General features: G+C 70.7%; 12 protein-coding genes. 6 read left to right on the forward strand and 6 right to left on the reverse strand.

Annotated elements, in window-relative coordinates; all coding sequences use genetic code 11:
• Positions 1-56: 56 nt before the first annotated feature.
• Both OHS81_RS27075 and OHS81_RS27080 read left to right on the forward strand, forming a co-directional pair.
• Complete coding sequence (locus OHS81_RS27075) at positions 57-3,284, forward strand: efflux RND transporter permease subunit (RefSeq protein WP_328387328.1); 3,228 nt, start codon at positions 57-59, stop codon at positions 3,282-3,284.
• A 310-nt stretch (positions 3,285-3,594) separates the two neighbouring features.
• Complete coding sequence (locus OHS81_RS27080; RefSeq protein ID WP_328387330.1) at positions 3,595-4,680, forward strand: methyltransferase domain-containing protein; 1,086 nt, start codon at positions 3,595-3,597, stop codon at positions 4,678-4,680.
• A 57-nt stretch (positions 4,681-4,737) separates the two neighbouring features.
• On the opposite strand, the gene OHS81_RS27085 is transcribed toward OHS81_RS27080, so the two are convergent.
• Both OHS81_RS27085 and OHS81_RS27090 read right to left on the reverse strand, forming a co-directional pair.
• The gene (locus OHS81_RS27085; RefSeq protein WP_328387332.1) at positions 4,738-4,941 is read right to left on the reverse strand and encodes a DUF397 domain-containing protein; all 204 of its coding nucleotides are present in this window, start codon (positions 4,939-4,941) and stop codon (positions 4,738-4,740) included.
• On the reverse strand, positions 4,920-5,765 hold the full coding sequence (locus tag OHS81_RS27090) for a helix-turn-helix domain-containing protein (RefSeq protein WP_328391444.1): 846 nt from the start codon (positions 5,763-5,765) through the stop codon (positions 4,920-4,922). The genes OHS81_RS27085 and OHS81_RS27090 overlap by 22 nt, the downstream gene beginning before the upstream one ends.
• Positions 5,766-5,893: 128 nt before the next feature.
• On the opposite strand from OHS81_RS27090, the gene OHS81_RS27095 reads away from it, so the two are divergent.
• Both OHS81_RS27095 and OHS81_RS27100 read left to right on the forward strand, forming a co-directional pair.
• Entirely contained in the window at positions 5,894-6,268 is a 375-nt protein-coding gene (locus OHS81_RS27095) for a hypothetical protein (RefSeq protein ID WP_328387334.1), read from the forward strand.
• A gap of 187 nt (positions 6,269-6,455) precedes the next feature.
• On the forward strand, positions 6,456-6,902 hold the full coding sequence (locus tag OHS81_RS27100; RefSeq protein WP_328387336.1) for a hypothetical protein: 447 nt from the start codon (positions 6,456-6,458) through the stop codon (positions 6,900-6,902).
• Between the two features lie 223 nt (positions 6,903-7,125).
• Here OHS81_RS27100 and nadA read toward each other — a convergent pair whose 3' ends face one another.
• Positions 7,126-8,325, reverse strand: coding sequence for a quinolinate synthase NadA (gene nadA / locus OHS81_RS27105; protein ID WP_328387338.1), 1,200 nt, complete (start codon positions 8,323-8,325; stop codon positions 7,126-7,128).
• A 370-nt stretch (positions 8,326-8,695) separates the two neighbouring features.
• Here nadA and erpA point away from each other — a divergent pair, with 370 nt between their 5' ends.
• The gene (erpA, locus tag OHS81_RS27110; RefSeq protein WP_006606077.1) at positions 8,696-9,049 is read left to right on the forward strand and encodes an iron-sulfur cluster insertion protein ErpA; all 354 of its coding nucleotides are present in this window, start codon (positions 8,696-8,698) and stop codon (positions 9,047-9,049) included.
• Positions 9,050-9,188: 139 nt separating this feature from the next.
• Here the strand turns inward: erpA and OHS81_RS27115 are convergent, their stop codons facing one another.
• Both OHS81_RS27115 and OHS81_RS27120 read right to left on the reverse strand, forming a co-directional pair.
• Positions 9,189-10,709, reverse strand: coding sequence for a hypothetical protein (locus tag OHS81_RS27115; protein WP_328387341.1), 1,521 nt, complete (start codon positions 10,707-10,709; stop codon positions 9,189-9,191).
• A 126-nt stretch (positions 10,710-10,835) separates the two neighbouring features.
• Positions 10,836-11,063, reverse strand: a complete 228-nt coding sequence (locus tag OHS81_RS27120; protein ID WP_328387343.1) for a hypothetical protein — start codon at positions 11,061-11,063, stop codon at positions 10,836-10,838.
• Between the two features lie 159 nt (positions 11,064-11,222).
• On the opposite strand from OHS81_RS27120, the gene OHS81_RS27125 reads away from it, so the two are divergent.
• A complete protein-coding gene (locus OHS81_RS27125) occupies positions 11,223-12,197 on the forward strand; it encodes a carbohydrate kinase family protein (RefSeq protein WP_328387345.1) in 975 nt (324 codons plus the stop codon).
• Between the two features lie 11 nt (positions 12,198-12,208).
• On the opposite strand, the gene OHS81_RS27130 is transcribed toward OHS81_RS27125, so the two are convergent.
• Complete coding sequence (locus tag OHS81_RS27130; protein ID WP_328387347.1) at positions 12,209-13,660, reverse strand: cysteine desulfurase/sulfurtransferase TusA family protein; 1,452 nt, start codon at positions 13,658-13,660, stop codon at positions 12,209-12,211.
• Positions 13,661-13,948 lie beyond the last annotated feature (288 nt).

Consider the following 13,948-nt stretch of genomic DNA (forward strand, 5'->3'; position numbering starts at 1 on the left):
GGTGGGCCCGGGAAAGGCCCCGCCGACCGTTTCAGAACAGAAGAGAGACCCCACCCATGTCCTGGCTGTCCCGACTCAGCCTCGTACAACGGGGCCTGATAGCGCTGATGTCGATCGTGGCGATCGCCTTCGGCGCCATCGCGATCCCACAGCTCAAGCAGCAGCTCCTGCCGTCCATCGAACTCCCGATGGTGTCCGTGCTGGCCCCCTACCAGGGCGCCTCCCCGGACGTCGTCGAGAAGCAGGTCATCGAACCCCTCGAGGACGGCGTCCAGGGTGTCGACGGCATCAAGTCCGTCACCTCGACGTCGAGCGAGGGCTCGGGCGTCATCATGGCGCAGTTCGACTACGGCAACGACTCCAAGCGCCTGGTCGCCGACGTCCAGCAGGCCGTGAACCGCGCCCGCGCGAAACTGCCGAAGGACGTCGACCCGCAGGTGGTGTCCGGTTCGACCGACGACATCCCCACCGTGGTCCTGGCCGTCTCCTCGGACTCCAAGGACCAGCAGACGCTGGCCGACCAGCTCAACCGCAGCGTCGTGCCGGACCTGAAGAACATCGACGGCGTCAGCCAGGTCAGCGTGGACGGCGTCCAGGACCGGATCGTCGCGGTCACCCCCGACGACAAGAAGCTCGCCGCCGCCGGGCTGAGCGCCCAGTCGCTGGGCCAGGCGCTGCAGAACGGCGGGACGTCGGTGCCCGCCGGCTCGTTCTCCGAGGACGGCAGGAGCAAGACCGTCCAGGTCGGCGCCGGCTTCACCTCCGTCGCGCAGATCAAGGACCTCAAGCTCGCCCCGTCGGCGGGCGGCGGTGCGTCCGCCGGCGGTGACGCCTCCTCGGGCGGCGGGGCGTCCGCCGGCGGCAGCGGTCCGTCCGCGGGCGGGCGTCCGGGCGGCGCGGTCCGCCTCGGCGATGTCGCCACCGTCAAGGAGGAGCAGGCCACTCCGACGTCCCTGACCCGCACCGACGGCAAGCCCAGCCTCGCCGTGAACGTGACGATGGACAAGGACGGCAGCGCGGTCGCCATCTCCGACGCCGTCAAGGACAAGCTCTCCAAGATCCGTCAGGACCTGGGCAAGGGCGCTCACGTCACGGTCGCCTCCGACCAGGGCCCGCAGGTCTCCAAGTCGATCGACTCGCTGACCACCGAGGGCCTGCTCGGCCTCGCCATGGCGGTCATCGTCATCCTGGTCTTCCTGCTCAGCCTGCGCTCCACGCTGGTGACCGCGGTCTCCATCCCGCTCTCGGTCGTCATCACGCTGATCGTGCTCTGGACCGGCGACCTCTCCCTCAACATGCTCACCCTCGGCGCGCTGACCATCGCGATCGGCCGCGTCGTCGACGACTCCATCGTCGTCCTGGAGAACATCAAGCGGCACCTGGGCTACGGCGAGGAGCGCCGCGAGGCCATCCTCAACGCCGTCAAGGAGGTCTCCGGAGCGGTCACCTCCTCCACCCTCACCACGGTCGCGGTCTTCCTCCCGATCGGTGTGGTCGGCGGCATGGTCGGCGCCCTGTTCGGCTCCTTCTCGGTGACGGTGACCGTCGCCCTGCTCTCCTCCCTGATCGTCTCCCTGACCGTCGTCCCGGTGCTGTCCTACTGGTTCCTGCGGGCCCCGCGGATCCCCGAGGGCACCACGGTGGACGACCTGCGCCGGGCGGCCGAGGAGAAGGAGGCCAAGAGCCCCCTCCAGCGCTTCTACGTCCCGGTCCTGCGGTTCGCCACCCGCCGCCGGCTCACCAGCCTGGCCATCGCCGTGGCGGTCCTCCTCGGCACCTTCGCCATGGGCCCCCTGCTCAAGACCAACTTCCTCGACCAGGGCGCCCAGGACACCCTCACCCTCAAGCAGGAACTCAAGCCCGGCACCAGCCTGGACGCGGCCGACAAGCAGGCCAAGCGGGTCGAGAAGGTGCTCGCGGCCAACGACGACATCGCCGACTACCAGGTCACCGTCGGCTCCTCCGGCTTCATGGCGGCCTTCGGCGGCGGGACCGGCGCCAACCAGGCCTCCTACCAGCTCAAGCTGAAGGACTCCGCGGACTCCGACAAGGTCACCGACGCGCTCCGTGCCGACCTCGACAAGCTCGGCAAGTCCCTCGGCGACACCAGCTTCGCCACCGGCGGCGGCTTCGGCAGCCAGGACCTGAGCGTGGTCGTCAAGTCCGGTGACGCCGGTGTCCTGAAGACGGCCGGTGAGCAGGTCCGCAAGGCCGTCGCCGGCCTCGACGACGTCACCGACGTCCAGAGCGACCTCTCCCAGAGCGTCCCCCGGATCTCCGTGAAGCCCAACGCCAAGGCGGCCGCGGCCGGTTACGACCAGGCCTCGCTCGGCGCGGCGGTGACCCAGGCGGTCCGCGGCACCACCAGCGGCAAGGCCGTCCTCGGCGACACCGAGCGGGACATCGTCGTCAAGTCGGCCCACCCGGCCACCACCGAGGACGAGCTGAAGAACCTGACCGTCCCGACCCCGTCCGGCCCGGCGAAGCTCAGCAGCCTCGCCACCGTGCAGACCGTCCCCGGCCCGGTCCAGATGACCCGGATCGACGGCGCCCGCTCGGCGACCATCACCGCCAAGCCGACCGGCGACAACACCGGCGCGGTCAGCACCCAGCTCAAGCAGAAGATCGACGCGCTGAAGCTGCCGGACGGCGCCACCGCGACGATCGGTGGCGTCTCCCAGGACCAGTCCGACGCGTTCTCCTCGCTCGGCCTGGCGATGCTGGCGGCCATCGCCATCGTCTTCATGCTCCTGGTGGCCACCTTCCGCTCGATGATCCAGCCGCTGATCCTCCTCGTCTCGATCCCCTTCGCGGCGACCGGCGCGATCGGCCTGCTGGTCGCCACCGGCACCCCGCTGGGTGTCCCGGCGATGATCGGCATGCTGATGCTGATCGGCATCGTGGTCACCAACGCCATCGTGCTGATCGACCTGATCAACCAGTACCGGGCGCAGGGCTACGGCGTCGTCGAAGCGGTCATCGAGGGCGGCCGCCACCGGCTGCGCCCGATCCTGATGACGGCGCTGGCCACGATCATGGCGCTGCTTCCGATGGCGCTGTCCATCACCGGTGACGGCGGCTTCATCTCCCAGCCGCTCGCCGTGGTCGTGATAGGCGGCCTGATCACCTCCACCCTGCTCACCCTCCTCCTCGTCCCGACGCTCTACGCGATGATCGAGCTCCGCAAGGAGCGCCGGGCGGAGAAGAAGGCCGCGAAGCGGTCCGCCAAGGACGGCCCGCAGCCCGAGGAGACCGACCGCACACCGGAGCCGGCGAGCGTCTGACGCCGGTGAACGTCTGACGCCGACGAGCATCTGACGCTGACGACGAGGCGACACCGCAGACAAGGTGACACCACCGACAGAGTGACGCAGAAACGATGCCCCCGCAGGCCGGTGCTTGCGGGGGCATCGTGCTGGGCATCCCCGTCCCGGGGCTCGCAACGGCCCCGCACCGACGAAGGGGGAGCACGATGGGCAAGCACGGGGACGGCAAGGGCGGCGAGGAGGGCGACAAGCAGCAGAGCCCGAAGGAATCCGACGGCCGGTGGACCAAGCCGGTGACCAATCCACCGAAGAAGTAGGGGGCGGCGCCATGTCCTCGCCGAGCCGGCTGGTGGAAATCCTGCACAACAAGGGCGAGTTGGCCCCCGAATGGGCCCCGACGGTCGCCGCCGTCGACCGCGCGCATTTCGTCCCGGACACCTTCGAGGTGGCCGACCGCACGGTCTCCCGCTCCGCGGACGAGGCGGAGTGGCGCCGGATGGTCTACGCCGATCTGCCCCTCATCACCCAGCACAACGACGGCCGGCGCGCGGCGGGCGAGGTGGCCTTTCCCACCTGCTCGACGTCGATGCCCTCCCTCATGCTGGCGATGGCCGCGGTCGTCCGGGACGGCGACGCGGTACTGGAGGTCGGCACCGGCACCGGCTACCACGCCGCCTGGCTCGCCCACCGCCTCGGCGGGGACCGTACGACCACGATCGAGACCGACAAGGCCCTGCACGACATCGCCCGGGACAACCTCGCCCGGGCGGGCCTGCACCCCCACATGGAGTGCGGCGACGGCCTGGCGGGCGTCCCCGCGCGGGCCCCGTTCGACCGGATCATCGCGACCTGCACGGTCCGCGACATCCCCTACGCCTGGGTGGAGCAGACCGCACCGGGCGGCACGATCCTCACCCCGTGGGGCTCGTCGTTCCACTCCTACTCGTTCGCCACCCTGACCGTCCGCGACGGGCGGGCCACCGGCGGCTTCTCCGGCCGCCCGGCCTTCATGTGGGCCCGTCAGCAGCGCCGCTCCTACGGCCGCATCAGGGACTGGTACCACGGCGAGGAGGGCGACCACTCCACGACCATGATCGACCCCCGGGTACTGGAGGACGATCCACACGCCCGCTTCGCCGTCGGACTACGGGTACGGGACGCCTGGCCGCTGCTGTGCCACGCCGACGACGGCAGCGACGAGGCCACGTACTGGCTCTTCGACGACGCCCGCACCTCATGGGCCACCGCCGAATACGTCCCCGGCCGCGCGGTGTACGACACGGAACAACACGGCCCACGCCGCCTGTGGGACGAGGTCGAGTCCGCCTACCGCGCCTGGCGGGCACAGGGCGGCCCTCCCAGGGACCGCTACCGCATCACCGTCACCGCTGACGGGCAGCGTGTGTCGCTGTGACCGGGCCCCGTCCCGGCGACGCGCCGGGACGGCCCGAACGGCGTCTCTAGTCCACGTCTAGCTCTGGACCTTGAGGGAATCCACAAAGGTGCTCCAGGCCGCGTGGGGGATGAGGAGCGCGGGGCCGAGCGGGTTCTTGCTGTCCCGTACGGGGACGAGACCGGGGAATCCGTCGGCGACCTCGACGCAACTCCCGCCGTTGGTGTTGCTGTAGCTGCTCTTGCGCCAGCGAGCCGCGCTCAACTCGGTTGTGTGTCGCATGGCTTGTAGTCCTCCATTGCTGTTCGGATCAGGTCCGCTGACTCCGCCAGTGAGAGGGCATTCGCACGCAGCACCTCGTACCGGCGCCGCCACTTCTTCACGGCTTCCGAATCCTCGTGGAGATGCGCGGCCTCGATGCCCTCTTCGTAGGCCATGGTGGAGCCGTCGGGAAGCGTCAGCAGATTCAGGGCGCCGCCCATCAGCGGGTACGGACCCGCGCTGAACGGCATGACCTGCACCTTACTGTCGGGAGTATCCATCTGTTCGAGCAGCCGAGCCAGTTGTTTGTGCATGCACTCCCTGCCGCCCGCGTGCCGCCGGAGCACAGCCTCGTCGATGATCACCCATCGGTATGGCCGGGCGGCCGAGTGCAGACGCTCCTGACGGGACATCCGGGCGTTGACGCGCTCTTCGACCTGTTCCTTGGCCAAGTCCTCCTGACAGCCCAGAGAATCGCGGGCGTACTCCTTGGTCTGCAGCAATCCCGGCACGGCCTGCGGTTCATAGACCTCGATCACCTCGGCGCGTGCCTCGAAGTCCATGAAGCGCCGGTACTGATCCGGATGTGCCTCCCTCTTCGCGAGCTGGTACAGGCCGTGGAAGTGCTCCTCCGTGCCGAATGCCGCGTCGAGTGCGGCGGGTAGTTCCGGGGGTGGCATCAGCTCCGCCGCCTCGACGCGCGCCAGGGTGCTCTTGCCGAAGTTGACGATGTTCGCCAACTGCACCAGCGACAGCTTCGCGCGCTCGCGGTGGCGGCGCTGTTCGGCGCCGAAGAAGTGGCGTGCGGACAGGTACGGGGTCAGTTCCTTCGAGGTGAACTTCATATCCGTCAGCTCTCGGTCGTCCCAGCTCAACAGGCGGACGAGACACCTGCGTTGAGGCCATGTCCCACAGGGTGGCGATGGCGATACACACGGTAGTGAGAAGGGTCGATCCGAAGGAAGCGAGTCATATGTACGAGCGTTCGCCGTCACGGTGTTCGCCTCCGCGGCTGCTGCCGTGGACCAGGCCGGACGGCGCCCCGTGCTACCTGAGCACGGACAACCCCGACAGCCCCCTTTCCCTGCTGGCCGACCACGCCGAGGACGAGCTGATCGAAGCCGCCGAGGCCCTGCTCGACGAGACCGGGCCCCTGCCCGCCGTACGGGGCGCCGACCCCCGGGAGCTGTGCCGGACGGCCGCCGCACTCCACCAGGCGCTGCGGGACGTATTACGGATCGCGGTCAGCCGGGGTGACCGGCTGCCGGAGCCGTGCGATCACGGGGAGACCAGATTGTGCGAGGGGCGGACCTGCTGCCGGGCCTGCCGCCAGCAGATCTATCTGTAGAGCGGCAGAGCGCAGGGTCGTAGAGCCGTAGACGAGTCCGTGACGATCCGTCTGCGGCCAAGACGGCAGACGCAATTGGCGGCAGACGCAGGTGGCAGCGCACGCATTTGGCCGCGCATCTCTCGCCGACCGCGGAGGCCGGTGGTTTTGTGACGGGTGGAGCTGGACCGACGAAAGGTGAGCAACCGTGCCGTCTGCGCTGGCCCGCAGGGCCACCCCCGTCATCGCGCTCGGGCTGGGCCTCGCCCTGGCTCTCGCGGCGCCGCCGCCCGCCCTCGCTTCCCCGGGAGACGTCCGGGTCCGCGTCGGCGTCACCGGCGGCCCCTACACCGCCAGCGTGGGACTCGTCATCACGGGACCGCGCACGCTCCTGGGCGGTTTCTACTGCGCCGCCGACGGCCTCTCGCCCACGCCCCTCACGGCCCTGGTCGACGCCGATGAGCAGTACGGCCTCGGCGGCGTCAAGGCGCGCTGGGACACGAAAGCCCAGGATTTCGTCGTCACCGAGATCCACGGCGACGTCGCCGAGGGCAAGAAGAAGTGGAACGCGTACGTGAACGAGGAAAAGATCAAGAAAGGCCCCTGCCACACCGCGATCAAGGGCGGCGACAAAGTCCGCTGGACCCTCGAATAACCGCGGGGAACCGCCAAGCAGGGCAGACGGCCCGCCCCCACCCACGGAAACACCATCCCCCACGGGAGGGGACGGGCCGGAGGGGCCTGGTGTGTGGACGTAAAGCGAAGCAGTCCACACACCAGGCCCCGCAGGCCCGCACCCACAGCCCCGCGCAGCGGACCCCGCCCGCCGCAGGCGGAACGGCGAGCAACCCCCACGGCGGGAAAGCCGAAAACGTGGGCTACGGCAGCGCAAGCATCCGCTCGAGCGCCAGCTTCGCAAAGCTCTCGGTCTCCCGGTCGACCTGGATGCGGTTGACGACCTTCCCGGCGGCCAGCGACTCCAGGGCCCACACCAGGTGCGGGAGGTCGATGCGGTTCATCGTCGAGCAGAAGCAGACCGTCTTGTCGAGGAAGACGATCTCCTTGTCCTCCGCGGCGAAGCGGTTGGCCAGCCGGCGGACCAGGTTGAGCTCGGTGCCGATGGCCCACTTCGAGCCGCGCGGGGCGGCCTCCAGCGCCTTGATGATGTACTCCGTCGAACCGACGTAGTCCGCCGCCGCCACGACCTCGTGCTTGCACTCGGGGTGAACGAGGACATTGACGCCCGGGATGCGCGCGCGCACGTCGTTCACGGACTCCAGCGAGAAGCGGCCGTGCACCGAGCAGTGGCCGCGCCACAGGATCATCTTCGCGGCCCGCAGCTCCTCGGTGGTCAGGCCGCCGTTCGGCTTGTGCGGGTTGTAGAGCACGCAGTCGTCCAGGGACAGGCCCATGTCGCGGACGGCGGTGTTGCGGCCCAGGTGCTGGTCGGGCAGGAACAGCACCTTCGTCGCACCGGGCTCGCCCTGTTCAAATGCCCAGTCCAGCGCCCGCTTGGCGTTGGAGGACGTGCAGATCGTGCCACCGTGCTTGCCGGTGAAGGCCTTGATGTCGGCCGAGGAGTTCATGTACGAGACGGGGACGACCTGCTCGGCGACACCGGCCTCGGTGAGCACGTCCCAGCACTCGGCGACCTGCTCGGCGGTGGCCATATCGGCCATCGAGCAGCCGGCGGCGAGGTCGGGGAGGATGACCTGCTGGTCGTCGCCGGTGAGGATGTCCGCGGACTCCGCCATGAAGTGCACACCGCAGAAGACGATGTACTCGGCGTCCGGCCGGGCGGCGGCGTCCCGCGCGAGCTTGAAGGAGTCGCCGGTCACATCGGCGAACTCGATGACCTCGTCGCGCTGGTAGTGGTGCCCGAGGACGAAGACCTTGTCCCCGAGCTTCGCCTTCGCCGCGCGGGCGCGCTCGACGAGGTCGGGGTCCGACGGGGCCGGCAGATCGCCGGGGCACTCCACACCGCGCTCGCTCTTCGGGTCGGCCTCGCGGCCGAGGAGGAGCAGGGCCAGCGGGGTCGGCTGGACGTCCAGGGGCTGGGCGGTGGTCACGACACGCACCCTCTCTTTTCTTCGATGAGCGCGGCGCAGCCGCATCCGTGGGAGCCGGTGTGTCCACCGGGAGCCTTTTCGTCTATATGACGCTATCTATCATAGCTGCTTCACGTCACTTTGACGACGGCCATCGTGTCGATGTGTCGCATCAGCACCCCCGTCCTGCCTCCGGGCGCCGCCGTGTGCGGTCGGCCACGTGTTCCCGGCGGCCGGTGTGCGAGCATGAGGAGAGAACAAGGCGAGAGGCTCGCCCGGACGGTGTCCGGAAACCGGCTTCTCGGCAATTCGCGCCCAGCCGGAATTAATCCGGGACGTCGCCGGTTGCAGCTGGTTGCATCCGATGACAAGCGGTCCGTACAACCCGGGAGAGATGTAGATGAGCGTTCAGGACGAGACCACCGTCAGCGACGGCATCATCCTGTCCGACGCGGCCGCGTCGAAGGTCAAGAGCCTGCTGGAGCAGGAAGGCCGGGACGACCTCGCGCTGCGGGTGGCCGTTCAGCCCGGCGGCTGCTCCGGTCTGCGCTACCAGCTCTTCTTCGACGAGCGTTCGCTCGACGGCGATGTCGTCAAGGACTTCGACGGTGTCAAGGTCGTCACCGACCGGATGAGCGCCCCCTACCTGGGCGGTGCCTCCATCGACTTCGTCGACACCATCGAGAAGCAGGGCTTCACGATCGACAACCCGAACGCCACCGGCTCCTGCGCCTGCGGCGACTCCTTCAGCTAAGGAGCGCGGGCTCCGGCCGAGGAGCACGGCAGCTCGTCGAAAGGCGGCGCCCCCCCCCGAGTGGGGGAGCGCCGCCTTTCGTTTTCCTGCCCCCGCCGCGGGCGGCCGCACCGCGGCCGGTCGCCGCTCGGGCACGGACTCACCGCTTGGGCACGGACTCACCGGTCGACACATCGACCACCTTCCGGCCGTCCAGCGGCTTCTGCAGCGTCACGGTCTTGGTGAACTCCTTGGCGATCTTCACGCAGACCTGGCCCGGCTTCTTGTCCTTGCCGACGACCTTGGTCTTCACGGTCGCGCCGGATTCCTCGGCGCTCACCGAGTAGGTGCTGCACACCCCGCCCCAGAAGTGCACCGTCAGCTTCTTGCCGCCGTCACCCACGTCGTACGACTCCAGGGCCATCGCCCCGGGCTTGCCGGACGGCTTCGTCGCGCTCGGCGACCCGCCGCCCCGGTGGGCCAGGTACTTCGGGTTCACCGCCGGGTGCGCGATCGTCGAGGTGGCGTCCGGACCGCTGCCGGTGCCCGGCTGGCGCACCTTGTACAGCCACGACGGCACCAGCGCCTGCCCGCCGTCCACGTACTGCACCGAGAGGCCGAAGACGGCGCCGGTCACCTCCGACGGCTGCTGCGCCTTCGTCGGCGCCGGCTCGCACGGCGCTATCCCGCCGCCCTTGCCCCCCTTGTCGTCCTTGCCGCCCTTGTCACCGGGCATCGAGGGGCAGCTCGCCGGCTTGCGGCCCCCGCCCTCGTTCAGCCGGTCCAGCGTCTTGCCGGCGTCCAGCACCGGATAGACCGCGCCCTTGGCCGGGTTCGCCAACTGGCCGCTGCCGCCGACCACCTGGCCGTCCGAGCCGACCTGGAGATCGCTCTGCCAGCCGTACGTCGGCAGCCCGCCGAGCACCGGATTCGCGCTGACGATCCGCACCGCGCCGGACAGCCCGCCCGCATCGAGCCGGGCGTTCTCCTGGCCGAGCGCCTTCAGCACCGGCCGCACGGCCTTCTCGGCCTTCTCCGGCGACACCGCGCCCTTGCTGTCGTCCTCGGTCGTGACGTCCCCGCCACCGCGGTACGAAGGACAGCCGGGACGGCCCGACGGCGCCGCGCCGTCGGCCTGGTCCTGACCCTTGCCGCCCTTCGGGGAGGCGGGCAGGGCACAGTTCGTGCCGCCCGGCGTGCCGTACTGCGAGTACGTCCAGGCGCCCGAGCCGGACTTCTTCACCTCCAGCACGGGACTACGGGCGTCCCGCGTCAGCCCGCCGGCCTTCCAGGAGGTGCCCTCCGAGCGCACCTTTCCGGACACGTCCAGCGCCTTTGCCAGCCGTTCCACCGACTCGCGGCTGATCTCGCCCTTGGGGCGGTACACCGGCGCGGACGCCGGGCCGCCGGGCAGTTTCTTCACCGCCCGGTACTTCGCGCCCTGGGGGTTGGGCTCGCCGGCCGCGATCGAACCGCCGCCGGTGTAGCCGTCGAGCGCCAGCGGTGGCGGGTCGCCCTTGGCCGCTGAACCCGCGCCTTCGTTGCTGGACGCGGACGAGACCCAGTACGCCGCGCCGCCCCCGGCGAGAAGTACCGCCGCGGCCATCGAGGCGACCACCACAGGGGTGCGCCGCCTGCGCTCCTTGGGGTTCGGGGTGTCGGTGGTGTCCTCGGTGTTCACCGCATCGCTCCTTCGGCTCCGCTGAACATCTGACGTGCCATCCTCCGTGAGGTGACGCCGATGGGACGGAGCGGGGGTGGATACGGTTCCGGCCGGGCGGCCGGTCAGTCGCCGTACGGGGACATTTCAGTCGCCGTACTCGGACATTCCGTCCACGAGCGCGGCCGAACGGGAGGGGACCTCGACGCCGCGCAGATCGGCGGCGCGCCCCGGCGCGGGCGCGGACCGCCGTCCGGACGTCCACCGGTCCGCCATCCGTGCGCAGTCGCCGCGCAGCTCGTCGAGCGATTCGGGGTCCTGCGCGGCGGGCGAGACGCCCTCACGCGGTGTGACGGCTTTCACAGGTTTGGTCATAGGGGCACCGTACGCAGCCATATAGCGACGAGAAAGACCTACTATTGGGTAGTTTCAGCCATTCCAAGTGTCCGGGATGACCAGGTGGCGCGCGACCCCGGCGGGTAGCGTGGCTACACGTCAGCCCGCCCCTACGCCTTCCGCAGGAGCAGACCCGTCGTGCGTATCGCAGTCACCGGCTCCATCGCCACCGACCACCTGATGACCTTCCCCGGCCGTTTCGCCGATCAGTTGGTCGCCGACCAGCTGCATACGGTCTCCCTCTCGTTCCTGGTCGACGAGCTCGACGTCCGCCGCGGCGGCGTCGCCGCCAACATCTGCTTCGGCATGGGCCAGCTCGGCACCGAGCCGATCCTGGTCGGTGCCGCCGGCAACGACTTCGAGGAGTACCGCGCCTGGCTCGACCGCCACGGCGTCGACACCCGCTCCGTCCGTATCTCCGAGGTGCTGCACACCGCGCGCTTCGTGTGCACCACCGACGCCGACCACAACCAGATCGGCTCGTTCTACACCGGCGCGATGAGCGAGGCCCGGCTGATCGAGCTGCAGCACGTGGCCGAGCGGGTCGGCGGCCTGGACCTCGTCGTGATCGGCGCGGACGACCCCGAGGCGATGATCCGGCACACCGAGGAGTGCCGCAGCCGCGGTATCCCCTTCGGCGCCGACTTCTCCCAGCAGATCGCCCGGATGGACGGCGACGCCATCCGCACCCTCATGGAGGGCGCCGCCTACCTCTTCTCGAACGAGTACGAGAAGGGCCTGATCGAGTCCAAGACCGGCTGGACCGACGAGGAGATCCTGGCCAAGGTCGGCACCCGCGTCACCACCCTCGGCGCCAACGGCGTCCGCATCGAGCGGGTCGGCGAGCCGGTCATCGAGGTCGGCGTCCCGGAGGAGAACACCAAGGCCGACCCCACCGGCGTCGGCGACGCCTTCCGGGCCGGCTTCCTGTCCGGTCTGGCCTGGGGCGTCGGCCTGGAGCGCGCCGCCCAGATCGGCTGCATGCTGGCGACGCTGGTCATCGAGACCGTCGGCACCCAGGAGTACGAGCTGCACCGCAGCCACTTCATGGACCGCTTCACCAAGGCCTACGGCCACGAGGCCGCGGCCGAGGTCCAGCAGCACCTGGCCTGACCGGCCCTCCTTCAGACGCGGCGCCGCACGACGTACGCGGCGCCGCGCTCGGCCCTCCGCTCGCCCAGGTACTCCTGGTCGCGCATGGCGCACCAGGCGGGGATGTCCTGCCGGGCGGCCTCGTCGTCGGAGAGCACCGTCACCGTCCCGCCGACCGGCACCTCGCCGATCACCTTCGCCAGCTCGATGACCGGGATGGGGCAGCGCTTGCCCAGCGAGTCGACGACGAGCCCGGCGGACTCGGCGGCTTCCGCGGGCTCGGCGGCCTCCCCGGCCTCCGTAGCCTCCCCGGCCTCGGCCGCCTCCCCGGCCTCCGTAGCCCCCGCCGCCGGGACGCCCAGCCGCTCCCGCACCGCGCGCACCACCCGCGGCAGCACCTCCAAGAAGCGCTCCACGTCCGCCTCGGCCGTGCCGTACGGCAGCGAGACCCGCACATTCCCCTCGGACAGCACCCCCATCGCGCGCAGCACATGGCTCGGCGTCAGGGTGCTGGACGTGCACGACGATCCGGACGACACCGAGAAGCCCGCCCGGTCGAGCTCGTGCAGCAGGGCCTCTCCGTCGACATAGAGACAGGAGAAGGTGACGAGATGAGGGAGGCGGCGCACCGGATCGCCGACCACCTCCACGTCCGGGACCAGCTGAGGCACCCGCGTCCGGATCCGGTCCACCAGTCGCCGCAGCCGAGCCGCCTCGTCCCCGGTCTCCGTCCCCGCGCGCAGCGCCCGCAGGGACGCCGCCGCGGCCACGACGGCGGGGATGTTCTCGAAGCCCGCGCTGCGGCCCGACTCCCGCTCGTCCCGCGGCCCCTGGGGCGCGAACCGGGTCCCCTTGCGGACGGCGAGCAGCCCCACGCCGGGCGGTCCGCCCCATTTGTGGGCGCTTGCCGTCAGCAGCGACCAGGCGCCGGGCACCGGCCCCCACGGCAGCGACTGCGCGGCGTCCACCAGGAGGGGGACGGCCGCCTCCCGGCAGAGCGCGGCCACCTCCTCGACCGGCTGTGCGGTTCCCACCTCGTGGTTGGCGGACTGGAGAGCGACCAGCGCGGTGTCCGGGCCGAGCGCGGCGGCCACCTCGCCGGGTGCCACCCGGCCCGTACGGTCGACGGCCAGTTCCGCGCGGCTGCCGCCGGCCGCCTCGTGGACCTCGGCGGCGTGCAGGACGGAGGAGTGCTCCACGGCGGAGTACAGCAGCCGGCGGCCGGCCCGCCGGCGGGCCGCCAGTGCGCCGGAAACTCCCGTATGCACCGCCTGCGTCCCCGAAGGGGTGAAAACCAATTCGTCGGGGCGGCAGCCCACGGCCTCGGCCGCGGCCTCCCGCGCGGCGTCCAGCAGCAGCCGGGCGCGCCGCCCCTCCCGGTAGAGGCGGGCCGGGTCGGCCCAGCCCTCGTCGAGCGAGGCGAGCAGGGCCTCGCGGGCGACCGGATGCAAGGGGGCGGCCGACGCCGCGTCGAAATAGGGCACGTACGAGACGTTAGTCCTCCGCTCGCGGCCGGGGGCGGCCCCGGCCCCGACGTGCGGCGGCGCGCGGCTCCCGGGCGCCGCCGGCGGGTGGAGCGCCCCCGGTCGACGCCCGGGGGGAAGGCCCCCGGGGAGCGGCGCGGGAGCCCGGCCGGGCACGGCGTCAGATGCCTGGTGGAAGCGGGTATTCGGGGGTTCGGCGGGCGCCTCCCGGAAGCCCTGGCCACCCCTTAGGGGTGCGTCGCGGCGCGTTGGGCACCCTCCCCGCGCGACCCCAAATAGCGTCCAGTA

It is taken from the genome of Streptomyces sp. NBC_00400 (genome assembly GCF_036048035.1).
Classification (GTDB): Bacteria; Actinomycetota; Actinomycetes; order Streptomycetales; family Streptomycetaceae; genus Streptomyces.

Coding starts and splice junctions, on each gene's coding strand:
- OHS81_RS27085 (WP_328387332.1), bottom strand. CDS start 4,941: ATGCGACACACAACCGAGTTGAGCGCGGCTCGCTGGCGCAAGAGCAGC.
- OHS81_RS27120 (WP_328387343.1), bottom strand. CDS start 11,063: ATGACCAAACCTGTGAAAGCCGTCACACCGCGTGAGGGCGTCTCGCCC.
- erpA (WP_006606077.1), top strand. CDS start 8,696: ATGAGCGTTCAGGACGAGACCACCGTCAGCGACGGCATCATCCTGTCC.
- OHS81_RS27075 (WP_328387328.1), top strand. CDS start 57: ATGTCCTGGCTGTCCCGACTCAGCCTCGTACAACGGGGCCTGATAGCG.
- OHS81_RS27095 (WP_328387334.1), top strand. CDS start 5,894: ATGTACGAGCGTTCGCCGTCACGGTGTTCGCCTCCGCGGCTGCTGCCG.
- OHS81_RS27090 (WP_328391444.1), bottom strand. CDS start 5,765: ATGAAGTTCACCTCGAAGGAACTGACCCCGTACCTGTCCGCACGCCAC.
- OHS81_RS27080 (WP_328387330.1), top strand. CDS start 3,595: ATGTCCTCGCCGAGCCGGCTGGTGGAAATCCTGCACAACAAGGGCGAG.